This is a genomic window from Bradyrhizobium sp. 187 (assembly GCF_023101005.1).
Lineage (GTDB): Bacteria > Pseudomonadota > Alphaproteobacteria > Rhizobiales > Xanthobacteraceae > Bradyrhizobium > Bradyrhizobium canariense_D.
Map to the genome: position 1 here is coordinate 1584283 of NZ_CP064693.1, position 23798 is coordinate 1608080.

25 protein-coding genes and 2 pseudogenes are annotated in these 23798 nt (G+C 61.8%); 6 read left to right on the top strand and 21 right to left on the bottom strand.

Translation table 11 applies throughout. The annotated features are described in order from the left end of the window. Positions 1-17 precede the first annotated feature (17 nt). On the bottom strand, positions 18-248 hold the full coding sequence (locus IVB19_RS07665) for a hypothetical protein (RefSeq protein ID WP_247821214.1): 231 nt from the start codon (positions 246-248) through the stop codon (positions 18-20). A gap of 710 nt (positions 249-958) precedes the next feature. Here IVB19_RS07665 and IVB19_RS07670 point away from each other — a divergent pair. From IVB19_RS07670 to IVB19_RS07690, 5 genes are all read left to right on the top strand, one after another. Continuing rightward, positions 959-1261, top strand: coding sequence for a hypothetical protein (locus IVB19_RS07670; protein ID WP_247821215.1), 303 nt, complete (start codon positions 959-961; stop codon positions 1259-1261). Positions 1262-1384: 123 nt separating this feature from the next. Beyond that, positions 1385-3202, top strand: a complete 1818-nt coding sequence (ligD, locus tag IVB19_RS07675; RefSeq protein ID WP_247821216.1) for a DNA ligase D — start codon at positions 1385-1387, stop codon at positions 3200-3202. Positions 3203-3207: 5 nt separating this feature from the next. Further along, on the top strand, positions 3208-3771 hold the full coding sequence (locus IVB19_RS07680; protein ID WP_247821217.1) for a hypothetical protein: 564 nt from the start codon (positions 3208-3210) through the stop codon (positions 3769-3771). Between the two features lie 282 nt (positions 3772-4053). After that, positions 4054-4308, top strand: a complete 255-nt coding sequence (locus tag IVB19_RS07685; RefSeq protein WP_247821218.1) for a hypothetical protein — start codon at positions 4054-4056, stop codon at positions 4306-4308. Between the two features lie 84 nt (positions 4309-4392). Then, entirely contained in the window at positions 4393-4632 is a 240-nt protein-coding gene (locus tag IVB19_RS07690) for a DUF6894 family protein (RefSeq protein ID WP_247821670.1), read from the top strand. A 900-nt stretch (positions 4633-5532) separates the two neighbouring features. Here the strand turns inward: IVB19_RS07690 and groL are convergent. From groL to IVB19_RS07715, 5 genes and pseudogenes are all read right to left on the bottom strand, one after another. Beyond that, entirely contained in the window at positions 5533-7182 is a 1650-nt protein-coding gene (gene groL / locus IVB19_RS07695) for a chaperonin GroEL (RefSeq protein ID WP_247821219.1), read from the bottom strand. 140 nt (positions 7183-7322) lie between these two features. Then, positions 7323-7640 carry a co-chaperone GroES gene (locus IVB19_RS07700; protein ID WP_247789780.1) on the bottom strand — a complete coding sequence of 106 codons (318 nt, stop codon included), beginning with the start codon at positions 7638-7640 and terminating at the stop codon, positions 7323-7325. Between the two features lie 103 nt (positions 7641-7743). Continuing rightward, on the bottom strand, positions 7744-8004 hold the full coding sequence (locus IVB19_RS07705) for a DUF1488 family protein (protein WP_247821220.1): 261 nt from the start codon (positions 8002-8004) through the stop codon (positions 7744-7746). 1110 nt (positions 8005-9114) lie between these two features. After that, positions 9115-10268, bottom strand: a protein-coding gene (locus IVB19_RS07710; protein WP_247821221.1) for an IS3 family transposase whose coding sequence is annotated in 2 segments (ribosomal slippage) — positions 9115-10019 and positions 10019-10268 — 1155 coding nt in all. Because the reading frame shifts where the segments join, the coding sequence is not laid out codon by codon here. Positions 10269-10329: 61 nt separating this feature from the next. Then, positions 10330-10632: pseudogene (locus IVB19_RS07715) on the bottom strand (ABC transporter substrate-binding protein); the annotation flags it as partial. A gap of 616 nt (positions 10633-11248) precedes the next feature. Between IVB19_RS07715 and IVB19_RS07720 the strand changes: the two are divergent. Next, positions 11249-11863 carry a hypothetical protein gene (locus tag IVB19_RS07720; RefSeq protein WP_247821222.1) on the top strand — a complete coding sequence of 205 codons (615 nt, stop codon included), beginning with the start codon at positions 11249-11251 and terminating at the stop codon, positions 11861-11863. A 14-nt stretch (positions 11864-11877) separates the two neighbouring features. On the opposite strand, the gene IVB19_RS07725 is transcribed toward IVB19_RS07720, so the two are convergent. The 15 genes and pseudogenes from IVB19_RS07725 to IVB19_RS07795 form a co-directional block, all read right to left on the bottom strand. Then, the gene (locus IVB19_RS07725; RefSeq protein WP_247821671.1) at positions 11878-12798 is read right to left on the bottom strand and encodes a ribokinase; all 921 of its coding nucleotides are present in this window, start codon (positions 12796-12798) and stop codon (positions 11878-11880) included. A 13-nt stretch (positions 12799-12811) separates the two neighbouring features. Further along, on the bottom strand, positions 12812-13258 hold the full coding sequence (gene rpiB, locus IVB19_RS07730) for a ribose 5-phosphate isomerase B (protein WP_247821223.1): 447 nt from the start codon (positions 13256-13258) through the stop codon (positions 12812-12814). Between the two features lie 67 nt (positions 13259-13325). Next, positions 13326-14120, bottom strand: a complete 795-nt coding sequence (locus IVB19_RS07735; protein WP_247821224.1) for a transporter substrate-binding domain-containing protein — start codon at positions 14118-14120, stop codon at positions 13326-13328. Positions 14121-14136: 16 nt separating this feature from the next. Further along, entirely contained in the window at positions 14137-14895 is a 759-nt protein-coding gene (locus IVB19_RS07740) for an amino acid ABC transporter ATP-binding protein (protein WP_247821225.1), read from the bottom strand. A 2-nt stretch (positions 14896-14897) separates the two neighbouring features. Then, positions 14898-15566: an amino acid ABC transporter permease gene (locus IVB19_RS07745; RefSeq protein WP_247821226.1), complete on the bottom strand. Its 669-nt coding sequence runs from the start codon at positions 15564-15566 to the stop codon at positions 14898-14900. A 7-nt stretch (positions 15567-15573) separates the two neighbouring features. Further along, positions 15574-16257 (bottom strand): amino acid ABC transporter permease, encoded by a 684-nt coding sequence (locus IVB19_RS07750; RefSeq protein WP_247821227.1) that lies wholly within the window; start codon positions 16255-16257, stop codon positions 15574-15576. A gap of 10 nt (positions 16258-16267) precedes the next feature. Then, entirely contained in the window at positions 16268-17167 is a 900-nt protein-coding gene (locus IVB19_RS07755; RefSeq protein ID WP_247821228.1) for an NAD(P)-dependent oxidoreductase, read from the bottom strand. A 31-nt stretch (positions 17168-17198) separates the two neighbouring features. Further along, the gene (locus IVB19_RS07760; RefSeq protein ID WP_247821229.1) at positions 17199-17939 is read right to left on the bottom strand and encodes a FadR/GntR family transcriptional regulator; all 741 of its coding nucleotides are present in this window, start codon (positions 17937-17939) and stop codon (positions 17199-17201) included. A gap of 376 nt (positions 17940-18315) precedes the next feature. After that, positions 18316-18669, bottom strand: a complete 354-nt coding sequence (locus IVB19_RS07765) for a hypothetical protein (RefSeq protein WP_247821230.1) — start codon at positions 18667-18669, stop codon at positions 18316-18318. A 137-nt stretch (positions 18670-18806) separates the two neighbouring features. After that, on the bottom strand, positions 18807-19220 hold the full coding sequence (locus IVB19_RS07770; protein WP_247821231.1) for a cyclophilin-like fold protein: 414 nt from the start codon (positions 19218-19220) through the stop codon (positions 18807-18809). Positions 19221-19274: 54 nt separating this feature from the next. Further along, positions 19275-20030 carry an SDR family NAD(P)-dependent oxidoreductase gene (locus tag IVB19_RS07775; RefSeq protein ID WP_247821232.1) on the bottom strand — a complete coding sequence of 252 codons (756 nt, stop codon included), beginning with the start codon at positions 20028-20030 and terminating at the stop codon, positions 19275-19277. A gap of 154 nt (positions 20031-20184) precedes the next feature. Next, positions 20185-20579 (bottom strand): annotated as a pseudogene (locus IVB19_RS07780) ((R)-mandelonitrile lyase). A 101-nt stretch (positions 20580-20680) separates the two neighbouring features. Beyond that, the gene (locus IVB19_RS07785; RefSeq protein ID WP_247821233.1) at positions 20681-21463 is read right to left on the bottom strand and encodes a carboxymuconolactone decarboxylase family protein; all 783 of its coding nucleotides are present in this window, start codon (positions 21461-21463) and stop codon (positions 20681-20683) included. Next, positions 21460-22668: an arabinose transporter gene (locus IVB19_RS07790; RefSeq protein WP_247821234.1), complete on the bottom strand. Its 1209-nt coding sequence runs from the start codon at positions 22666-22668 to the stop codon at positions 21460-21462. The genes IVB19_RS07785 and IVB19_RS07790 overlap by 4 nt, the downstream gene beginning before the upstream one ends. 17 nt (positions 22669-22685) lie before the next feature. Next, a complete protein-coding gene (locus IVB19_RS07795) occupies positions 22686-23702 on the bottom strand; it encodes a zinc-dependent alcohol dehydrogenase family protein (protein ID WP_247821235.1) in 1017 nt (338 codons plus the stop codon). Positions 23703-23798: the final 96 nt, after the last annotated feature.

Sequence of the window (23798 nt, forward strand, 5' to 3'; positions counted from 1 at the left end):
CGCACGCGTTGGGGCGGCTACTTCTGTCCCGACGGCGCCTGGGCGTTCGAGTTGTTCGGGTTGTTGGCACTCTGCTTGTTGGCCTCATGATGCCCGATTGCGCAGCCGGCCACCGCCCCGAGCTTCCCATGGCCCGCCATGTGGCCGGCAACACCACCCGCGATCGCGCCCTTGATGCATCCTTTGGCCTGCACTGGCGAGGCCAACGCAATTGCGAGCAGGCAGGCAGTGGCGAAGATGGTTTTCATGATCGTTCTCCTCCGAAATGACGTCGCACCGATCATCAATCCGACGGGAGCATTGCCGTTCCGCGAGAAATTTAGGCTGAGCCATTCCGGGCCCTGCGGCCTACGCCACCCGGTGAGGCTCGTCCCCTTTCACTGTCCTCGCGCGTAGAAAACGCCCGCGTCGTGGTGAGTGCAGCGGGAGCATCTGAACTCGCCGTGGGATGCTTTTCGGGAGGTTTGCGGCCATAGGCCATGCCCCACAGCTCGGGCATTTTACCAGCAAGATATCCGTTTCAAGCATGGTCGGAGCTCTCCGCACCCACGTGGCAACCGCACGAAATTGGAGACGTTCCTGCGGCTGCGCCGAGGGGAGAAGGCGCCGCTGGAGTGTCAACGGTTCGGCAGCAGACGAGTCAGGGACCGAATCTGCTCCAGCTCCCAGACCGAACGGGCGCTCCGGCGAGGCTTGTAACGTTCGGCGGTCCGTCTACGATCCCGAAATGACAGAGCACAAAGCTTGCCCGAAATGCGAGAAGACGATGGAGCGGGGCTTCATTCCCAGTCTGGGGCGTGCGCAGTTGCTCTGGTTTGCGGGAGCGCCGCCCGCCACGTACCGCGAGTCGTTCATGTTCGGCAGGAAGGCGCTTACCGTGACCACCTATCGGTGCTTGGCCTGCGGCTATCTGGAATCGTATGCGGAGGGATGAGTCCGACGCTAAATTGAGTCCTTTATGGAAACGATTGCCACATCTACCGCTCTTGTGCTCGCGATGCTCGTGGCGCTGGCGTTCTATTTTCGCTTGAAAATAACAGGCCTGCAGCGGCGACTGGTCTCGCTGGAAAGAGTTGAAGCAAAGCTCGATTTGCTACTCAAACATGCCGGTGTGAGCTATGACCCGCTGGGTGGTTCGACGGAAATAGAGCACGCGCTCAAAGCCGGCGAGAAGGTCCGCGCAGTTTCACTTTACCGTGCCGCGAACGGTTGCACCTTGGCAGAAGCAAAGGCAGCGATTGAAAGGGCGCAGCGGCCGTAGCCATCGCCACATCATCTGCCTCTGCAGCGCTCCGGCACGTACCTCAGAGAGGGGAGCTGGACTTCGCGCCCCGGTGGCGGACTCCGCGGACGGAACGAATCAGCGCGACCGCGTTGAATCGGCATGTGTGCCGTGGCGTTGCGTCAGTCTCGTTTGGGAGTATCGCGTGTCCATGGCGCCATCAAAGCTGCTATTCCTGGTTACATCGAGCCGTGTGATCCCACGCTGCGCGAGCAGCCGCCCCGCGGCGAAGACTGGGTCTACGAGATCAAGGCCGACGGCTACCGCGCGCAGCTGCATCTGCAAGGTGAGGACGCCAAGGTCTATTCGCGTACGGGCCTGGACTGGACCGAACAGTTCTCCTCGATCGCAGCCGGCGCCCACCTGCTCAAGGCACACAGCGCGATCATTGACGGCGAAGCGGTGGTGTACGGCAGTGGCGGCCTACCTGACTTCCAGCAGCTCAGGCGAGAGCTCGGGGCCAAGCAAAGCGAGCGCGTGCGCTACCACGCTTTCGATCTCCTGTACCTCGACGGCTACGACCTGCGTGGCGTGGTGTACGAGGAACGCAAGCGCCTGCTGCAGCGGCTTCTGAAGGACGCGCCGGAGACATTCATCTATGTCGAAGCGCTTGCGGGCGACGGCAACGTAATCCTTAAAAAAGGGTGCCAGCTGGGGCTGGAAGGCCTGATCGGCAAGCGGCTTGGCGAACCCTATCGCTCGGGGCGGCAGGAGAGCTGGATGAAGCTCAAATGCAAGAAGAGCGAGACCTTCCCGATCATCGCGTTCGTGGAGAAGCTAGGGGCGCGCCCCCGGAAAGTCGCCTCGCTCTACGTCGGCCGGCACGACAACGGCAAGCTGCTCTACGCCGGCAAGGTGCGTACCGGCTACACCGAGACGACCGCGCGCGAATTGCGCGAGCGGCTTGATCCGTTGATCCGCAAGGCTTCTCCGCTCGATGTGACCGTCAAAAAGCCGAAAGCGACCTGGGTCGAGCCGACACTCGAAATCGAGGTCCAATATGGCGCGCTGACCGATGATGGCCTGCTCCGCGAAGCCGTGTTCAAGGGCTTTCGCGATGATCTCGCGGTGCGCAAGGTCAAGGCGCCGCGGCTGGTGCCGTCCGCAGCCGGCCGGCCGAAGCTGGGCGTCCCCCGAGAGAACATCCTGCAGCTTCTGCCCGACGCCGTTGTGCCGTCGAAAGAAGAACTCGCCGACTACTGGCGCAGGGTGTGGAAGAAGGCCCTCCCGCACCTTGGCCATCGTCCGCTCAAGCTGGTGCGTCACATGCACGGCACCACCTTCTATCACAAGGGGCCGCTTTCGAAGCACATTCCGGCCGCCGTGCACCAGCTCCGGATTCAGAAGCGCGAGGGCGGCGAAGGCACGCGCCTGTGGGTCGACAGCCTGGATGGATTCCTTGGGCTGGTCCAGATCGGCGCCGTCGAGCTGCACCCGTGGAATGCGGTCGTCGAGGACTTCGAATATGCCGACCGCATCGTGATCGATCTCGATCCTGGAGAGGGCGTCGATTGGGATGCCGTCGTGGAGACCGCGCTCGATCTGCGCACGCTGATGAAGCGCAAGGGGTTCGAGACCTGGCCCAAGCTCACCGGCGGCAAGGGAATTCATCTGATGGCGCCACTGGATCAGCCGATGCTGCACGACAAGGCGCATCGAGTGGCGCATCAGCTGGTGTCCCCCCTCGCAGAGCGCCATCCGGACCGCTACCTCCTGTCCGCGCAGGCAAAGCGTCGCGATCGCATCTTCCTCGATTATCTGCGCAACGGCCGCGGTACCACGGCCATCGGCACCTATTCTCCCCGAGCCCGAGAGGGATTTCCCATCGCTGCGCCCGTGACCTGGAAGCGCATCGAGAGCGGGATCGCGCCGAACGCCTTCACCATGGACAGTCCATTCCGCGCCAGGTCGACGAGGTGAGCCACATGTCGGATGCATTTGATCGATGGGTGGAATGGTGCTCAAAGTCGCCGGGCGACAGGCGCGGCATTCCTGCCGAACTCTACGCCGCGGTGATGTCCCTGCCTGAGGCCGATCATTCCGACCGACAGAGGGTGAACGAGGCTGTCCGCCACCATGACGAGGCTCGCCGCGAGGGCAGAACCGTATGGCTCTACCTCGACGACTACAAGGACGGCAAAACGCGCGCGATAGGCGAGCCCGGATGGATAAAGGTGTTTGCGTCTGCCGATACGGCCGACAGGTGGTTCAAGGAAAATGACCCTGAAGGCGTGGCCTGGGAATACGAAGTGGAAGGCGGTCCAGCCGCAGGGTCGGTCTGGCTCTACTCGCCCGACCCGGGCTCCCGAGACGTCGGGGACGTCGATTGGGTCAGGCTCTTTGCTTCGAAAGAGAGCGCGAACAAATGGGTTGAGGCCAACGAGCCGAACCGCGACATTTGGGAGTACCCTGTTCAAAGCGCCCCTCAGTGGTCAGCCTCTTTCCAGGGTCGCAAGCAACGTCTGCTCGTGGTCCATGCCTGCCGTTGATGCGAAGCAGCAAACGGTCAAATGTCAGTTGATAGGCAGGTCGGATGATAGGCAGACCGGACGTTCGGCGGGTGAGCGGCAGTGCTTTTGACCCTACAATAGACCCGAGACCATTCTGAATGCACCCTTGGGTAACGGGTCAGTTTCCTATGAGAGGCTGGCCGGTGGCCCGTCTCCGACCCGGTACCTGTTTGGCTCTTCGCTATTTTTGGGTGCATCCGGGAACCAGCTGGCCTGAACGTCCATTAATAGTCTGAATGGTCCGATTCAGGGGATTTGGCCATGGGCATCGAGCGAATGCACTCACCGAAGTACTGGCTCGCACGGGCAGAGGAGTTTCACACCAAGGCCGACAACTGCGAACACATGCAGGCGAGAGCCACGCTTCGCCAGGTTGCGAAGAACTATGAAGCGATAGCGCGGCGAGCGCAGCAAATTCTCACTGCGACCGAAATGGACCAGCGCCGCCGCGTGCGGGTCGCACAAGAATACGCTGACAACCAGCGCGTCATCATGGCCCAGCTACGACCCGGATGAATCGAGACGGTCCTATGTAGTCGTTTTTTTGAGGGTGTTCTAATTTGTTATAGGAACACCCCGCGCGACTGCGTCTTGACCGCCATGTCCCACTACTACTTCGACACGCGCGACAACGACAGGTTCGTTCCTGACGAGATCGGGGTCGAAATCGCCACCTTAGCGAAGGTGAAGCGCGCGGCCTCCGAGGCAATGGCAGACTTCGCCAAGGACGTGCTGCCGGGCTCGGTAGTTCGTACCCTCTCAATAGAGGTGCGGGACGGCTCCGGACCTGTGCTTCGCGTGGTGCTCCGCTTTGAGATTGTGCACGCCGCCGTCCATTGAGACCGCGTCAGTTCACCGTCTCTTCAGACAAGCCTCGACTTCCGGTTATGACCGGTAACCGAAGGGCGCTTGAACCGGGGTTATGTCCGCTGTCCGGAGCAAACGGGGCTACCGTCTGACTTGGGACCTGCCGCCGCGTTTGACGCGCAGCGGACAATGAGCCCCGCTGAGTCCGGCTTGACGATCGGCTCTAAGGCTGCCTAGTTGAGCCAGTTCCAGAGGCTAGTCTCTAGTTTTGAAATCGTTAGCCTGTTTTGATTTTTGGGCGCACAGTTAGGCATGTCCGAATCGCATCACCGATCGTGTCAGTGCGGCGCAGTTTACAGCCGCGTTGAATCCATGGCACCCGGTCGTCAGATCGCTAGTTTTGAATGCTCGGTTTGCGGCACCACCCTTGAGAACTGGAACACGGCTTGGGTGCCAACCTATCGCCTAATTGCCGATCCCGTTACGCAACCGCAGCAAAGCACCTAAAGCGTGGCGACGTTCGCGCCGATTCAATGACCAGCAAATGTTGGGTGGAATCGCTGTTCTCATAGCGGAGGTATGGACGCAAAAGCCGTTTGGCATCCCACCGCAATGTTCCCTGATCCCATACATTCGCTGACTGGGCCATGGCACTGCGCGTCGCTCCCCGATTTATTCCGTGCATAGCCTGACTATGTTACCGATCGGCCCGGCCTTCGTGGCCGGGCTGATCGCTTGGGCGGCCGTTCGCGCTCCATGCCGGTTGAACAGCAGCCTCATCTCGGCGCCTGCATGCAAGAAGAGCTTCCTTGGAAGAGTTCGCCGTATTGCGGGGCAGGCAGCCGGGCCCTCATGCCCCTTCCTTTGAGCAGATAATCGTCTGCCTTCTGGAAATAGGTCTATCCTCTGGGGTTCCGCCATGAGCGGGTTGACCTAGAAATCCATACCACCCATGCCTCCCATGCCGCCGCCACCCGCAGGCCCGCCGCCGCCTGCGTTCCTCTTCGGCACCTCGGCCACCATAGCTTCAGTGGTGATCAAGAGAGCCGCGACCGAGGCCGCGTTCTGGATCGCCACGCGAACTACCTTCGTCGGGTCGATGATGCCCTTGGCGACCAAGTTGCCGTACTCACCGGTCTGCGAGTCGAAGCCGTAGGAATACTGCTCCTTTTCCAGGACCTTGCCGACGATCACGGAGCCATCTTCACCGGCGTTGATCGCGATCTGGCGAGCGGGCGCGGAGAGCGCCTTGCGCACAATCTCGACGCCGGTCTTCTGGTCGTCGTTCTTGGTGCGCAGGCCCTTGAGCTGCCCGGAAGCACGGAGCAGGGCGACGCCGCCGCCCGGGACGATGCCCTCCTCAACCGCAGCGCGGGTCGCATGCATCGCGTCATCAACGCGATCCTTGCGCTCCTTGACCTCGACTTCGGTCGCGCCGCCGACGCGGATCACCGCGACGCCGCCCGCGAGCTTGGCGAGACGCTCCTGCAGCTTCTCACGATCGTAGTCCGAGGTGGTTTCCTCGATCTGCGCCTTGATTTGATTAACACGCGCCTCGATGTCGGCCTTCTTGCCGGCGCCACTGACGATCGTGGTGTTCTCCTTGTCGATCATCACCTTCTTGGCGCGACCCAGCATTGCAAGCGTCACGTTCTCCATCTTGATACCGAGATCTTCCGAGATGGCCTCGCCGCCGGTCAGGACCGCGATGTCCTGCAGCATGGCCTTGCGGCGATCGCCGAAGCCGGGAGCCTTGACGGCCGCAACCTTCAGGCCGCCACGGAGACGGTTCACGACCAGGGTCGCAAGCGCTTCGCCTTCGACGTCCTCGGCGATGACAACCAACGGCTTGCCGCTCTGAACGACCGCTTCGAGCAGCGGAAGCAGCTCGTTGAGCTGAGACAGTTTCTTTTCGTTGATGAGGACGTAGGCGTCGTCCATCTCAACGCGCATCTTGTCTGCGTTGGTGACGAAGTAGGGCGAAATGTAGCCGCGGTCGAACTGCATGCCCTCGACGACCTCGAGCTCGGTCTCGAGCGACTTGGCTTCCTCGACGGTGATGACACCCTCGTTGCCGACCTTCTTCATGGCGTCGGCGAGGAACTTGCCGATCTCCGCGTCGCCGTTGGCCGAGATGGTGCCGACCTGGGCGATCTCCTCGTTCGAGGTGACCTTCTTGGAGTTCTTCTGGAGGTCCGCAACGACGGCTTCGACCGCGAGATCGATACCGCGCTTGAGGTCCATCGGGTTCATGCCGGCGGCAACCGCCTTGGCGCCTTCCTTCACGATCGCGGCCGCGAGCACGGTCGCGGTGGTGGTGCCGTCGCCGGCCGCGTCAGCGGACTTGGAGGCGACTTCGCGCACCATCTGCGCGCCCATGTTCTCGAACTTCTCTTCGAGCTCGATTTCCTTGGCGACGGTGACGCCGTCCTTGGTGATGCGGGGAGCGCCGAACGACTTGTCGAGCACGACGTTGCGGCCCTTCGGACCGAGGGTCACCTTTACCGCGTTGTTAAGAATTTCGACGCCGCGCAACATGCGGTCACGGGCATCGACGCCGAACTTGACTTCTTTGGCTGACATAGTGATCTCCGTTTCAACTGGTCAAATCCCAAAGACCGCGCAACTGGCGAGCTTTTGAGCGATGAGATTTGAATTGCGGCCTCATCCTTCGGAGAGCCCGGCTACGCCGAATCCCTAGGGTAAGGAAAACTGGCTGGCGCTTACGCTGCCTTCTTCTTGGCAGCGGGCAGATCGTTGAGAACGCCCATGATGTCGCTCTCTTTCATGATCAGCAGGTCGACATTGTCGATCTTGACCTCGGTTCCCGACCACTTGCCGAACAGCACGTGGTCGCCGACCTTCAGGTCGATGGGGATCAGCTTGCCAGCTTCGTCGCGGCCGCCCGGGCCGACGGCAATGACTTCGCCCTGGGAGGGCTTCTCCTTGGCAGTGTCCGGGATGATGATGCCACCAGCGGTCTTGTCCTCGGGCTCAATGCGCTTGACCACGACACGGTCATGGAGCGGACGGAATTTCATGCGGTTCTCCCTGGCTTTTGTAATTATTTCTAAATTTGCGGTCGGAATGAACTACGTGGCGTAAATCGAGCCTTCCGCGTCCACTAAGACGTGGGTCTTCGTTTCAAAAATTAGCGGCGACCAGATCGTAAGAACCCCTGCTGCCGCGGACGTACACCCTGGCAGCGGCGGCACATATCGCATCACGATTGAAATCGAATGCGTTCAGGAAACCCGATTCATTAGGGTGAGCATCCGGTTGAAGTCGCCTCAGCGCGTCTTCCTCTATGAAAAAAGACGCCTCTAGCGCGCTATCGTATCCCCAAAAACGCACGGCATGCCGCGTTTGATCATACGAACGACTATGATTTGGAAACTCGATCATGGTGGGTCCGATCAAGTTGGCGCACCGGAAGAGATGCTGAAAGCAATCGGACGCCGCTATGCTTTAAATGGCTACTCTGGAATTGGATTACAACAGCCCGCGACAATTAAGTCTAAGACCAACCTAGCAGCTGGTTGGCTCCGATGAATGACTAACGAGCTGAACGTCGGGCCGTGGTCATTGGCGCAATCCTGCGCAAGGTAGGACATCGCGCGTACTGCGCTCCAAACAGGTGGGCAGCGCAGCTTGTCCTCAGCGGGCCCCAAGCTTGTGTGAAGCTCGCATTTCGCACCATAGAGAGCGAGTATGCCGTTCGACAGGGCCGCAAACCCCACTGCAAGCCAAGAGCCTGGCTTAGTTCAATTTTGGGAATGGCCCGATTGGAGAATTGGGCCGTAGTAGTACGACGTATCGCTGAGTTGCTACCAGAGGAGGTGTAATCCTCCTAAGTTGTGTATGCCCAAGATTGTTGAACCCAAGCTGCCCACCGTCGAATGCGCTGTTTGCGGCCAGCAAATGAAACATCTGGCCAACCTGAAATCTACTGCGGCATTCGAGGCTTCACGAGTGTACCGCTGCTATAGCTGCGATCACGTTCTGCAGCGAGAATGGTAAGGCCCCTAACAGTTGGGGACTTCTCTAATTTTCGATCTACGATCAATTGATCAGCCCCCGTCGCCCATCGATGCAGCCGTCGGTCGTGACCATCACTCGGATAGAGCACCTGCGGTACCCTGATGCAGCAAGATCGCGACGCCGAGCTGTTCGAGATAGCCGTTCAACAACGGTTTCCGCAACGCGCCGGAGGGCTTCGATGTCATCCCCGGCAAGTTCGGTAGCGACTTTGACTGCACGGGGCAGCCTTACTCTTCCTATAGCCGCGATCGTCAGTAGCTTATTTTGGTTGGGGAGAAGGGTAAATCTGGACGCTGACAGTTCGCGGAAGAAGATAACGGACCGTCATTCCCCCTCCGTTGGTCCGGTCCAGAAGCACCGTATCGCCGGCCATAAATTCTGCTTCCATCGCCTCGCAGCAGGAGGCCGACCGCAAACCACCATTGACTACAGAGCGGCAGAGTTCTGAGCTGCTGCCGGTTTGATGGACACCGGTTAAGCTAATCCCAACTTGCGCTCGAACTCAACAGGGCTGAGGTAACCGATCGTCGAGTGACGTCGGGTCGTGTTGTAGAACCGCTCGATGTAATCGAACACATCTGCTCTGGCCTCGTTCCTGGTGCGATAGGTTTTGCGCTCGGTGCGTTCGGTTTTCAGCGACGAGAAGAAGCTCTCCATCGCCGCGTTGTCCCAGACGTTGCCGGACCGACTCATGCTGCAGACGATGCCGCTATCAGCCATCAAGCGCTGGAACTGCTCGCTGACGTACTGGCTGCCGCGATCGGAATGATGCATCAGGGCATCCGGCTTGCCGCGCCGCCAGACCGCCATCAACAGGGCGTCCGCAACCAACTGGGCGGTCATGCTGGCGCTCATCGACCAGCCGACCACCCGGCGCGAGAACAGGTCGATCACCGCCGACACATAGAGCCAGCCCTCAGCCGTCCAGATGTAGGTGAAGTCGGCGATCCACTTCTGGTTCGGGCGCTCGGCCTCGAACTGCCGATCCAGAAGATTCGACGCCACGTTCGCAATCTGGCGATGGCCTGCGTCCTTCGGCAGACCCCGGCGTCGTGGCCGCGCCCGCAGGGCCTGCAGGCGCATCAGCCGTTCGACCCGGTGCAGGCCGCATTCGACGCCGTCCGCCAGAAGGTCTCGCCAGACGCGCCGCGCGCCGTAAGTCCGGTCACTGGCAAGGAAGCTGACCTTGACCTGCTGGCCTACGGTCTCGTCGCTTCGGGATCTGGCGCTGGGCGATCGGTTCAGCCAGGCATGAAAGCCCGACCGCGACACGCCCATCGCTTCGCATAGCCATGCCACCGGCCAGATGCCCCGGTGCTTCGCGATGAAGCCGAACTTCATGTCGCTTCCTTCGCGAAGTAGGCAGCGGCCTTTTTTAGGATATCCCGCTCCGCCTTCAGCTTGTTGACCTCGCGCCGCAGCCGCTCGATCTCCAATTGCTCAGGCTTCAGTTGCCCGTGGCCGGGGAAGGACTGCGCAGCGTCGAAGCCGAACTCCTTCACCCATTTGCGCAGCACGTTCTCATGAACGCCCAGGTCTCGGCCAGCTTGCGCCACAGATACCCCGCGCTCCCTGACGAGCTTGACCGCCTCGATCTTGAACTCTCGACTGAACTTCCGTCTCTGCATGACCCACCTCTGACTCGATAAAACACCCAATCCCGGTGTCCATCAAACCGGCAGCAGCTCACTTACGAGCTTGCTCGACCGTCTTAGGCGGGCTGTACGTATCGTCATAAGAGATAAAGTTGATCTTCCGACCGTTGATGCCGCCTTCAGAATTGATTTTGGTGAAGTAGGCGGCTTCAGTTTTGCCGATCGTAGCGTAAGCGGATGCTGGACCGGAGTACGGCATGATGTTGCCGACTTTGATTTCGGTGTCCGATGCACCGGGATCGTATTTCTTTTGCGCGATAGCGGCCGACGAGATCGTTGCAACAAGTGCCGCTGTGATTGCGGTCGAATAGACAAGCTTGACGTAAGAATCACGCATTGTTGTCCTCCCTTTAAGCACAAGCTATTCAGCCATTCTGGTGAGCTGTTCAGCCGCGGGAGAACCGTCCGCGGCAGCAACGAAACGTGCCTGCCATTTACTTCAGCAGTCAGAAAGCCCACCTTAGACGCAGCGCACAATTCCTCCCGCAGGAATTAGCGGGAGCAGGCGGGCTGCAAGTTGAGGTGGCGCAGCATGGAGCTTACGCCATCTGCTCGGCATTCTTTGTGCATCAGCCAACTTTGTGGCGGAGGCGTTTCGCGAGGTGCTTTTCGTAGGGTCCGCCTTTGGGTTCTTGGCGCTGACCCGGGTGTCATTAGGATCGTGCCAATGGCGAGGAATGAACGCCGGCGCACTCGCCTTACCCATTTCCTTTGGCTGAGGCTGAGCTGGTAATCGAGGCTCGGAAGGTGGCGTGTAAGGGAGGGCAACCCGCTCCACCGTCGGCTGAATGTCTTGGACGCTGATCAGCGATAGCCGATCAGCCTTGTTGCCGGTTACAGCAGGATAGACAATTGAAGGTGTCGGCACCGGAGCAGACTTGGACGTGGCGGCAGCAATAGCTCCAGCCCCACCAACACAAACTAATCCAACTACGACGACCTTGATCACAGCGATGCCCCACACCGAGGCGTCGAGGCTAGATGACATTTGGCCCGGATTAAGGCGACTTGATTTTTTGGTTAATTCTGCCGCGCAAGCAAAGCTGGCATGGTCCGGGCCAAGCGGTAACAGAGCGCAGGATCGTTATCCGGATGCGCGCCCAGGAACCAGCCCGTATGCAAGAAAGTACGGCTGCGTTTCCTGCGCAACGGCTACAGCATCGATACGATTTGGCGGCGCGCTTAGCCCCTCGGACGCGTTTTCGGTCTTCGCTGATGACGGGCCACTTTCAATTCGAGCAATGCTTTCGGGCGAGCCACTGCGATTGCCCGGCCCTAAACGTTTGTCTTCTGTCGATTCCAGTGAGCGCCACCGGCGCCGAGATGCAGGCTACGACCTGCCTGCCAACGTCAAGGTGATAGTTGTCGATCACAGGCTTGACGGATCTCATGACGCCTACCTTTCTCAAATCGACCGGAACGACATCGGCCATGTCCCTCCGGAGAAGGGCCGCCTGGTCGGGTTGAGACAACGGCCCTTTGTTCAGACCGGCTTCAACGACACGGCTCTCGTCGGCGAAGGCGATCACCCGCAAGCCAGGAAACCTGCTGCCAGCCATCGTGCCTGAATGATCGCTGATATTCAGGCGATCGACTTTACCGCACCTCGGACGGGCATTCCGTCCTGCGCGCCCTCTTTAAGGCATTTTAATGCGGCAGCCTCGCATCCAATCTCCAAAGACTTTTGCAACGGCACTATCTCACTTACCATAGACGCGAACGCGCCGACGAAGGCATCGCCGGCCCCGGTCGTGTCGATGGGGGTGATACAGGGAGCAGGCGCGCGGAGACAGTTGCCATTGGCGGTGAAGGCGATTGCGCCTAGCGCGCCAGCGGTTACGATGCAGTTGAGGTCACCGGCCCTGGCAAGTTCGGCGGCCGCGGCGTCGTAATCCGGCGGCGGGGCGAAGCCGATGGCCCTCGCCGCATCCAGAGCCTCATGCTCGTTGACGAGGAGATAATCGGCCACGGAGAGAAGCTCGACCACCATCTCGCGGCTCATCAACTCCGGCACGGGAGCGAGATTCCAGATGACGGTACCGGAGGCGGATTTCGTCTTGCGTGCGGCCTCCAGCGCTTCTGCGAAAGGCACTTCCATCTGAAGCACCAGGATTGTGTCACGGCTGAATAGCGCGCTGGGGAGGTCATCGGCGCAGGCGGTCGTATTGGCGCCGCTCGCCACCGTAATTGCATTTTCACCGGCCTGATCGACCACGATGAAGGCACAGCCGGTCGGCTGGTCCGATCTGACGACGAGATCCGTGTCGACGCCGTTTGCTCGCAGATTCTCTATCGCGCTGTCGCCGAATCCGTCGCGTCCGATACGGCCCGCCATTCGGACGCGTCCCGGCCCGGCAATGCGCGCGGCAGCCACGGCTTGATTGGCGCCCTTGCCGCCGAAATGGGTCCGATAGGAGGGCGCGAGCACGGTGCGGCCGGGGCCCGGAATGACCGGGACATGGGCGACCAGATCGATGTTAAGCGATCCGAACACTAGGATCATGGCGGCGAAACCGTCACCCTTGCTCGTCCATGACTCGCAGTTTCTCGACGCGGCGGCGGAAATCCTCGTCGGTGGAGAACTCGGCGGAGAGATAGGACGAGACGAGATCGACGGCAAGCCACGCGCCGACGATCTGCGCGCCGATGCACATGACGTTGACGTCGTCATGCTCAACGCTCTGATGGGCTGAATGGATGTCGTGGCAGACCGCGGCGCGAATTCCCTTCATCTTGTTGGCGGCGATCGAGGCGCCGACGCCGGTGCCGCAGACCATGATGCCACGCGTGGCTTCGCCCGAGGTCACCTTCAGAGCCACGGCGCGGGCGATGTCGGGGAAATCCACGGGCTTGTCGTCATAGGAGCCGACGTCGACGACGTCATGGCCGAGGCTGCGGATGTGGTCGATGACGGTTTGCTTGAGCGGCCAGCCGGCGTGGTCGGATCCGATGACGAGACGCATGTGATGCCCTTCTTGATTTTGCATGGGTCGTGGCAGCCGCGCACGGCTGCCACGATTGTTTCTGGTCTTAACTACGCATGTCCGGCGGCAGCTCGACGCCGTGGAACTTCTTGTAGATCGCATTGAGCTTGCCGTTCTTGACGTTTTCGGTGATCCAGCCGTTGAGCTTGTCCATTAGGCGCTGCTCACCCTTCTTCAGTCCGATGGCGAGGTCGAAGGTCGCCAGCGGAATCCGGGACTCGAACACGCGCGAGGGGTTCTTCACGCCGATCTGGTTGATGATGGTCGCGGACGAGGCGACACAGTCGACCTGACCGGACACGGCCGCCGTCACCATGGTGGCGTCGTCATCGTACCGCGAGATTTTGAGGTCCTTGTCCTTCATGTTGGACAGGCTCGTGTCCTGCGTGGTGCCGCGCGAGACGCCGATCGACTTGTCCTTGAGATCGGGCCAGTCCTTGACCGTCGATGATTTCAGGCAGCCGACATCGGATTGCAGCGTCGCATAACGCTTGGTGAAATCGATCACCTTGGCGCGATCGGGCGTCACAGACAGCGTCGAAATGATGATGTCCGCCTTGCCGGTCAGGATGTTCGGGATACGGGTTGCGCCCGTGGTCTGGATGAACTCGAGCTCGAGCCCCCAGTCCTTGGCGAGCAGCTGCGCGACTTCGACGTCGGAGCCGGTCGGCTTCATGCTAGAGTCCATCATGCCCGAAGGCGGGATGGCGAGGTCGGTCGAGATCCGGATCTTCTTGGCCTGCGTGATATCGTCGAGCAAGTCGGCCGACGCCGGCGTCGCCGCCATCATGACGAGGCCACACAGCGCGGCGGCAGCTCCCAGCAATGTCTTGTTGGTCATTCCTAGTTCCTCCCTATTATGATTTTAAGTTTCCCGTGCCCACGAATTGCGTGAGTTCGGGGGTCGTCGGTGCCGTCAGGATCGAGGCAGGTCCGGTTTCGTGAACCTTGCCGCGATGCATGAACACGATCCGGTCGGCGATGCCTTTGGCAAAGCCCATCTCGTGGGTGACCATCACCATGGTCATGCCATCAGCCGCCAGCTGCTCGATCACCTTCAGCACTTCGCCGGTGAGCTCCGGATCGAGTGCGGACGTGACCTCGTCGAACAGCATCACTTTCGGCTGCATGGCGAGCGAGCGGGCGATTGCGGCGCGCTGCTGCTGGCCCCCGGAAAGCTGCTCAGGGTAAGCGTGAAGCTTCTCCTCGAGCCCGACCTGCGCCAGCACTTTTCGCGCAAGGTCTTTGGCCTGCGACGCTGTCATGCCCTTCACGGTACAGGGCGCCAGCGTGATGTTCTGCTCGATCGTGAGATGCGGAAACAAATTGTAGCTCTGGAACACGATACCGACGTCCTGGCGCAGCGCGCGCAGGTCGACGTCGGGACGGTCGACCCGATGTCCGCAGACGACGATCTCGCCCCCGTCGACCTTCTCGAAGCGGTCGATGCAGCGCAGCGCCGTGCTCTTGCCGGAGCCGGAGCGGCCGATCAGCGCCAGCACCTCGCCGCGCTCGACGGCAAAACTGACACCATCGAGCACCCGCAGCGGGCCAAAGCTCTTCTGCACGTCGCGGAGCGACACAATCGGTTCGGAGGCGGAGGCGTTCTGCTGCATCTTCAGGCCGGTGCGAGGTGAAACTTGCCACGCCCCATGCGACGTTCCAGTTTCTGGCTGAACAACGACAGGGGATAGCACATGGTGAAATAGGCGACGGCAATGATGGCGTAGATGACGAACGGCTCGAAAAGCGAATTGTTCACGATCTGGCCCGAGCGCATCAGCTCGATGAAGCCGACGACGGAAGCCAGCGAGGTGTTTTTGATAATCTGTACCATGAAGCCGACAGTAGGCGGCGTCGCGATGCGGATCGCCTGCGGCAGGATCACCTTCATCATGCGCTGGGTCCGGCTCAGCGCGAGGCCTTCGGCAGCCTCCCATTGCGGCTTCGGCACGGACTGGATGCAGCCACGCCAGATCTCGCCGAGATAAGCGGCGACATAGAGTGTCAGCGAGGCGCCGGCGGCCGTGAGCGAGGAGACCTTGAGGCCGATTGCGGCAAGGCCGAAATAGCCCAGGAAGAGGATGACCAGCAGCGGTGTGCCTTGGATGAGCTGGACATAGACGCCGCTGGCGATCCGCACCGATTTGAGCGGCGAGGTGCGTGCCAGCGCAATCACGAAGCCGACGATGCCGCCGCCGATCAGCGCGATCACGGATAGACCAACGGTCCACAGCGCGCCCTGGCCGAGGAACACAAGATGGTTGATGTTGAAATGTCCGCCCATGGTCATCTCACAAGGGTGTGCCGAGCCGGCGACGGCGCGGGAACAGCACGAGGCCGAGGCCCCAGAAGCCGGCGCGCATCACTAGCGACAGGATGATGTAGAGCACGGCGACGATGATGTAGGTCTCGAACGCGCGATACGTGTCCGACTGGATGTAGTTGGCGACCGCGGTGAGCTCTTCGGCCGAGATCTGCGAGCAGACCGAGGAGGCCAGCATCAACAGCACGAACTGGCTGGTCAGCGCCGGGTAGACCTTCTCGATCGCCGGCAGCAGGATGATGTGCCAGTAGATCTGGAGGCGTGACAGCGCCAGCCCTTCGGCGGCCTCGATCTGTCCGCGTGGGATCGCCTCGAAGCCGGCGCGCATGATCTCGGCGGTATAGGCGCCGACATTGATGGTCAACGCGGCCACCGCCACGGTGAAGGCCGAGAGTTTCAGTCCCAGGCTGGCGAGGCCGAAATAGACCAGGAAGATCTGTACCAGCAGGGGCGTGTTGCGGATTGATTCGACGTAGACCTTGCAGGCACTCGCGATCAGCGCGCTGTGCGAGCCGCGGCCGATGGCTGCAAGCGTGCCGAACAGGGCTCCGAGCACGGTCGCAAAAACCGCCAACTCCAGCGTCAGCGCGGCGCCGGCGAGAAAGCTCGGCCAACGCTCCAGCACTGCGGGGAAGTCGAGTTGAAGGCTCATTGTGTCAGGTTCAGCCGGTGGTCTGGTTGGTCATGCGGTCATAGACGCGGAATAGCGCCTGGTTGCCGTTGTTGCCTTCGCCATGCGCGCGCGCGTCCACATATTGGCTGGTGACGAGCGCCGTGCCCGGCAACGGCACGCTCAGCGCCTGCGCGTGCTCCTGCACCAGGCGGAGGTCCTTGAGCTGGAGATCGATCCGGAAGCCGGCGGAGACGTCACCCGCGATCATCGCGGGTCCGAGCTTGTCGAGCATCCAGGAGGCGGCGGAGCCTCCGAGCAGCACCCGGCGCAGCAAATTGAGATCGAGGCCCGAAGCGCGCCCGAGAGCGAGCGCCTCGCAGATGGCTTGGATGTTGATGCCGCAGATCAGCTGATTGCAGAGCTTGACAGTCTGGCCGGCGCCGGACGCGCCGACATGCGTGATGGTGGTGCCCATCGCGCGGAAGAACGGCTCCGCCCGGGTGAAGGCGCTCGCATCGCCGCCGGCCATGATCGAGAGGGCGGCGTTCTTGGCGCCTACCGGGCCACCCGAGACCGGCGCGTCGATGAAGCTGACGCCAATTTTTTGCAGGTCGGCATGGATGCGGCGGACCGCGACCGGCGAGATCGTGCTCATGTCGACGATCAGCTTGCCGGGTGGCGGCGACTTCAGCAGCCCATGCTCGCCGTAAACAGTCGCCTCGACATGGGGCGTGTCGGGCAGCATGGTGACGACGATGTCGGCGCCTTGCGCAGCATCGGCCGGGTTCTTGGCCCGGGTCGCGCCTTCCTTTACGATATCGGCTACGGCGGCCTCGTTGAGATCGAATGCGTGCACCGCGTGCCCTGCCTTCAGAAGGTTGCGCACCATCTCCAGGCCCATCGTGCCGACGCCGATGAAGCCGACGCTGCCCTTGTCGTTCCGTCCCATGTTATTCGTCCGTTTCTTGGTTAGTCCGCGATCAGCGTGAGGCGCTGGTCTTGTCGATGTCGCCGACGACGGCCCTCCTGCGGTATTCGTCGCCGATGGCAAAATGCTTGCGCAGTGTCGCATCCGCTCGCTCAGGATCGCGCGCGATGATCGCGTCGAAGATGCGCCGGTGGTCGTCGATGAGGTACGTCTTCATCGACGAGAAGGCCTGCACCTGCTTGCGGCGGCTGCGATGCGAATGCGTCAGCAGACCCGCCAGCGACCCGTGCAGGACGGTCAACGTCTCCGAATGCGCGGCCACGACGATGGTGCGATGGAATTCGAAGTCGGCCGTGCCGCCGGCGTCGGGCTCGTCGATGGTGTCCCCGATTTTCGCCAGTGCGCGCTGGAGCCGTTCGAAATCGGCAATGTTGGCGCGCTCGCAGGCGAGGCGGATCGCCTGGCATTCGATCGCGACGCGCGCCTGCATGACGTCGTCAAGCATGTCCGCCTGGTGGGCGAGGGCGAAGGTGAAGAAGTCGTTCAGTACCGAGACGTCCGGCCGGGTCACCACAGTACCGATCCGGTCGCGGATCTCGACGATGCCGAGCACCGTCAGGGCACGCAGCGCCTCGCGGACGATCGGCCGGCTAACGCCAAGCAGGGTGGCGAGCTCGCGTTCCGAGACAAGGCGGTCGCCCGGCCTGAGCGAGCCCGCGAGCAGGCGTTCGCGCAGGAAGGCAAATACCTTCTCAAACCCTTTTTCGCCTTCGGCGGCGCGCTTAAGCTCCATCCCGGATCTCTTTTGGTCTGATCTTGGTCAGACCAGTATGGCGACAAGCTGACCTCGTCAACTCTTTTGATGTGGGGCTACCCGTGGCATTCCGGTTCCATCTGCAACTGATCAAGTTGGGCCGTGCAGCGCGCCCCCGGAATCAGGCGTGTGTGTTGGAAACGGCGCCTCCTTGCGATTGTGCTGGACGGCTGTGACCGGGGAGCACTGCGGAAGACACTCATCCAAACTCTTTTGAGGGCCGTTGCTCCGCGGCATCGAGGGCAAGGCGACGGCGGCAGGCCGCATCGCCCGTGGCCTCGATAGCAGCGTCTTTCCACTGAAGGGACATCCGCCGGAAACGGCCCTCGATTCAAATGCAGAGTGCTGAGCGTGCTCAGGCCCGGCGGAGCGTTCGCGCTGGCGATAGCGCCGGCTTAACCTGCGTCGTCGCGACTTCGCAGCCGCATCCTCCTCGACCAAAGGTGCCTGGATCGGTTCTGGCGCAGCGGGGGCGGGATTGCATGAAGTCGCCCTTCGCCGTGATCTGCCATCCGCCGCTGATGCGCTCGACCATCCCGTGGGAAAAGATGTCGAGATTGAGCTCGCGCGCGGCCAGGCGCTTGGTCCGGTCCGGCCATTCGCGGCCACTGGTCGCCAGGATGGCCATGTCGCGTTTGATGTCTTCCATGACGGCGAAGCCGTCCGGATAGCTCACCAGGATCTTGAGGACCGTCACCTGGAAGTTCACAACCGCCTCGACCTATCAGCGCCCTATGGCAGGCGTGCAGGAGAGCGGGCACCGCGATCAACCTGCCCAAGCCAATCCGGAGACACCTCACCTTTGAAAGCGCCGGAATAACTATGAGGTGCCCATTTTCCCCTAGCTTACCGTTTCTCGGCCTCGATGCGAACAGCGATCGGGCCAGGACGGTCGAAAACGGAGACATCCCCCATTACGTTGCCGAGTATCACAATCCCGGGCTGTGGGAGCCTCCCTTTGCGATAGTAGATCACGAAGTGATCGGGTCCCCACAGCCCTAGCGTGCCCACGTCGAAATCCCGCTGACGCGGAACCTCCGGCAGCGGCGACGGAAGACTGCCTGTCTTCTCCTGGCGCAGGTGGTCGCTCATTTGAGTCGTGAACGGCAGCATGCTCACAAGCGAGCGTGCCGCATTGTTGTCGGACAGCTCGGCGGTGACATTCCCCCAGTCCGATGAAATCCGAATACGTTCTTGGGCCATGACGGGCTCCATTGAAGAAAACGCGAGAGCGGCTGCAGCGATCTGGAAATTGCGCATAGAGGTTCGTCTGTCCTGACGTTGCGAGATTATTTTGCAGTCGCCGAGGGGCACCTAAAGCGACCAACCGCCGTCGACCACTATCGAGGCCCCGGTCACGAAGCCGCCGAGGTCCGAGCACATCCATAGTACGGCCTCAGCGATCTCCTCGGGCTTTCCGAGACGGCCTACCGGTTCCAGATCGACCGCCTTCTGAATGTCGCCCTCCGTGAAGCGGTCCATCATGGGCGTCGCTATGTTGCCGGGCAATACAGCGTTCACGCGGATGTTCCGTTTGGCATAGTCGATTGCAGCGGATTTGGTCATGCCGATGATCGCATGCTTGGAAGCGGCATAGGAGGCACCGCCCGCGACACCGCGGATGCCGGCACCCGATGAGGTATTTACGACTACGCCGGCGCCTTGGCTCAACATCTGTGCGATCTCATGCTTCATGCAGATGAAGGTGCCACGAAGGTTTATGTTGAGAACGCGGTCCCACTCCTCTAACTCGATTTCATGAAGCGGCGCCGCTTTGTTCTCAACTCCAGCGTTGTTGAATGCGCAGTCGATGCGGCCGAAGGCCTTGACGGCCTTGGCCACCGCCGCTGCGACCTCTTCAGGCTTTGAGACATCACAGGTGACCGTCAGCACGACTCCACCGACGGCCCTCACCTGCTCGGCAGTCTCCTGTAGCGCGGCCTCTCCTCTGTCTGTGATAGCAACGCGCGCGCCCTCTGCAGCGAAGGCTTTAGCGGTCGCTCGGCCGATGCCGCTTGCGGCTCCAGTGATGAAAGCAGTCTTTCCTTCAAAGCGTTTTGAACCGGTCATTGCTGTCTACCTCCTGAAATTGGCTGTGTCGGGCTAGTTTGGTGGACGTAGAGTAGCTGAGAGGAAATCAAATCCTCCGTCGAACGGATCAGCGCCCTCAAAAGCGGACTCAACCCTGGCAAGCCGGAATTCGACCGCTTCGGTCGCCGCTCGATCACTTGCGGTATTGTTCGTCCCGGACCTTCTCCATCCATTCAACATTCTTGCCGTTGAGAGCTTCCTGGATCGCGATGTGCGTCATGGCGGTCGTCGCCGATGCGCCGTGCCAGTGCTTCAGTCCTGGCGGAAACCACACGACGTCGCCTGGGCGAACTTCCTCGACCGAGCCGCCCTCGCGCTGCACCCAGCCAAGGCCGGCGGTGACGATCAGCGTCTGGCCGAGCGGGTGCGTGTGCAAGCGGTCCGCGCCCCGGGCTCGAACGTGACATAGGCGCCGCTCGCGCGGGCCGGTTCTGGCGCCTGAAATAGCGGATCGATGCGCACCGTCCCGGTGAACCAGTCCTGAGGTCCCTTTTGGGAAGGGCGGGAGCCGTTCCTCTTGATGTCGATGTCCATTTCGGTCTCCTTCTGTGTTCCAGCTGCGAAAACCAGCGGGTGGTGAATCTCGGCCATGGCGACGCTGCCAAAAATGAGGACGGCCCTGCGCGTGATCACGGTCGCTTCTCGATGACTTCCTTGACGACAGGCGCCGCGGAGAATGCGTTGGGCCAGCCGGCGTAGAAGGCGAGATGGCCGAGCACCTCGCCGGCTTCCTCCCGCGTCAACCCGTTGTCCATGGCGCGGTTCAGATGATAGGTGATCTGCGCGACCTGACCGGTGGCGATGAGAGCGCTCACGGTGACCAGGCTGCGGTCGCGCGGAGCCAGCGCCGGCCTGAGCCAGAGATCCCGGAACAGCAGGTCGGTCGTGTACTGGACAAGGCTTGGCGTGATCTGCCCGAACTGCTCCGCCACGAGCGTCGCCCGCTGCTTCTCCCGCGCCTCGTCGAGCGGTAGCTGCGGCCCCGACGCCGGCGGGAGCTGATCGGCCCCGACGTTGCGGCTCTCGAAGACTGCCTTCGCCGGCGGGATCGCACCCATCGCGTTAGCCCAGCCGGTGTAGAAGGCCAAATGCGTGATGATCTCCGATATCTCCGAGGGCTTCACGCCGTTGTCGAGCGAGAGAGCTAGATAGTACGGCAGCTCCACCGTCTGATTTCGGGCGATGAGCGCCGCGACCGTGACGATGCTGCGGTCCCGAGGTGAGAGACCCGGCCGGTTCCAGAGATCGCCCTGGACATTTTTTTGCGCGTAGCCTTCGAGGGCAGGCGCAACCGCCCGGACATCTTCCGGCTTTGACATGGTCTTTGCTCCTTCGGTGGATTCCTGTCCCGCGACGGCGGAGCCGCCAGCAAACAGGCAAAATGAAACCATGGCCGCTGCGAGCATTCTCATTGCGAGGATCCTTCCAGATTTGACGGGTGCGCGATCAGCCACGAAGCGACGAGTGCCGCGCAGAGGACGGTGCCACCGCTAACGAGAAATACGAGGTTCAATCGCGCCCCGGCTGCGATCAATCCGAGAGCAGGGCTGGCGAGCCCTTGGGCAAGATCGAGAAACGCAGTGTAGGCGCCCATCGCCAGGCCGCGACTGTGTGCCGGAACGCGGCGGACCGCTTCGACGCCGAACCCGGGATAGACCAGCGAGAAGCCGAAGCCGGTCAGTGCGGCGCCAAGCAACGCCATCTCGGGCCGGGAGGACATCCAGATCAGTGCCTGCCCCGCGGCTTCGATGACCGTGCACACCAGCGCGACCTTGGCGCCGCCGAGCTTGTCGGCCACATGGCTGAAGAAGATCCGGGCCGTGATGAAGGCAACCGCATAGGCAGTGTAGGCGAGCCATCCGTTCTCCCATCCGTGGTTCGCGAACAGCAAGGCGACGAACGTGGTCACGGCTCCGAATCCCACGCTGCCCAGAGCCGAGCCGAGGCCCGGTACCCAGACGGCGCCGATCACTTCGACGAACGAGAAGCGGGCGTGGTGCGTGGGGGCAACGGCGGGAAGCCGCGCAACAAGCATCAAGGGAGCAAGAGGCGCCGCGGCGGTCGCGGCAGCGATGGCAGCGAAGCCGTACTTCGTGTACAGGGCAGAGCCAGCAGGCGCGCCGATCGCAAAGGCCGCGAACATCGCCATGCCTATCCACGCAATGACCTTGCCCGTGCTGCCGGCATCGACGAGCGCCAGCCCCCAGCTCACCGCGGCTGTGATGATGAAGCTCTCGGCGCCGCCCAGAAGTCCTCGCCCCAGCAGCAGTAACGCCACGGAGACCCGGGGAACCGGAGTAAAATAAAGCGAAACGAGGTACAGCAACCCCGACGCAGCGGCAGCGACCAGCCCAACGACCACACCGCGCCTGGCTCCTTTGCTGTCCGAAAAGTTGCCCGCCCACGGCCGCGAGACCAGAGACGCCGCGAACTGACTGCCGGCGACCAGGCCGACCACGAACGTTCCCTGACCCAAGCCGTCATGGACGTGAAGCGGAAGGACGGGCATCGCGATGCCGATGACGAGGAAAGCGACGAAGACCACCCCCATGATCGGCAGCAGAGTAGCGGTAAGGCTCTGCGCCACGGGCGGCGTTGGGAGTGTTGTTACCGACATGCAAGGACGCCCTCCGCTCACACCGTGAGCATCGTCTTGATCGCACGCCGTTCGTCCATTGCGCGGTAGCCTTCCGCGACCTCGGCCAGAGGCAGCGTGAGATCGAACACCTTGCCAGGCTTGATCCTGCCCTTCAGAACGCGATCCATCAGATCGGGCAGGAAGCGACGGACCGGGGCGGGTCCGCCCAGCATTCGACGTTGCGCGAAGAACATCGCCTGGCCGTCGAAGGTCACGCCATGAGGTACCCCGACGTAACCGATCGAGCCGCCGGGACGCACGGAATCGATGGCTTGGGTCATGGATTCCTGCGTGCCGACGCACTCCAGAACCGAATCCGCACCGATGCCGGCCGTGAGCTCTTTCACTCGCTGGATGCCGGGTCCCCCCCGCTCTGCCACGATGTCGGTCGCCCCGAAGCCGCGTGCCAGTTCCTGGCGGCTCTTGTGCCGGCTCATGGCGATCATGCGTTCTGCCCCCATCTCCTTCGCTGCCAGCACCCCCATGAGTCCCACTGCGCCGTCGCCGACGACGGCCACCGTCGAGCCTGCTCGGACGTTGGCGGCCTCCGCGGCGTACCAGCCCGTCCCGAGAACATCGGACGTCGCCAGCAAGTGCGGGACCAAGTCCTGGTCCGGCACTTCGGCGGTGGCGACGAGCGTTCCGTCGGCGAGCGGCACTCGCGCGTACGGCGCCTGCGCGCCCGTCATGAATTCGCGCTGCACGCAGGAGGAGTGAAAGCCGAACTTGCAGTGCGGGCAGGTATTGTCGGACAGGCAGAACGAGCCGACGACGAACTGCCCAGGGCGGACGGTTCTGACCTCGCTGCCGATTTCGACGACGATGCCGCAGTATTCGTGACCCATGTGAGCCGGACCATCCGTCGGCTGCAATCCGCGATACGGCCACAAGTCTGACCCGCAGATGCAGGTGGCCGACAACTTTATGATGGCATCCGTCGGCTTGAGGATCTTCGGGTCATCGACCTGTTCGCAACGGACGTCTCGCGGCCCGTGCATAACCGTGGCAAGCATGATCATTACTCCTGTCAGGCTGGCGGAAAAAGCTCAATGCGCAACACGAACTTGCCTTAGTGACCAGCGGTTGTGACCGGCCGAGACGATGCGGAC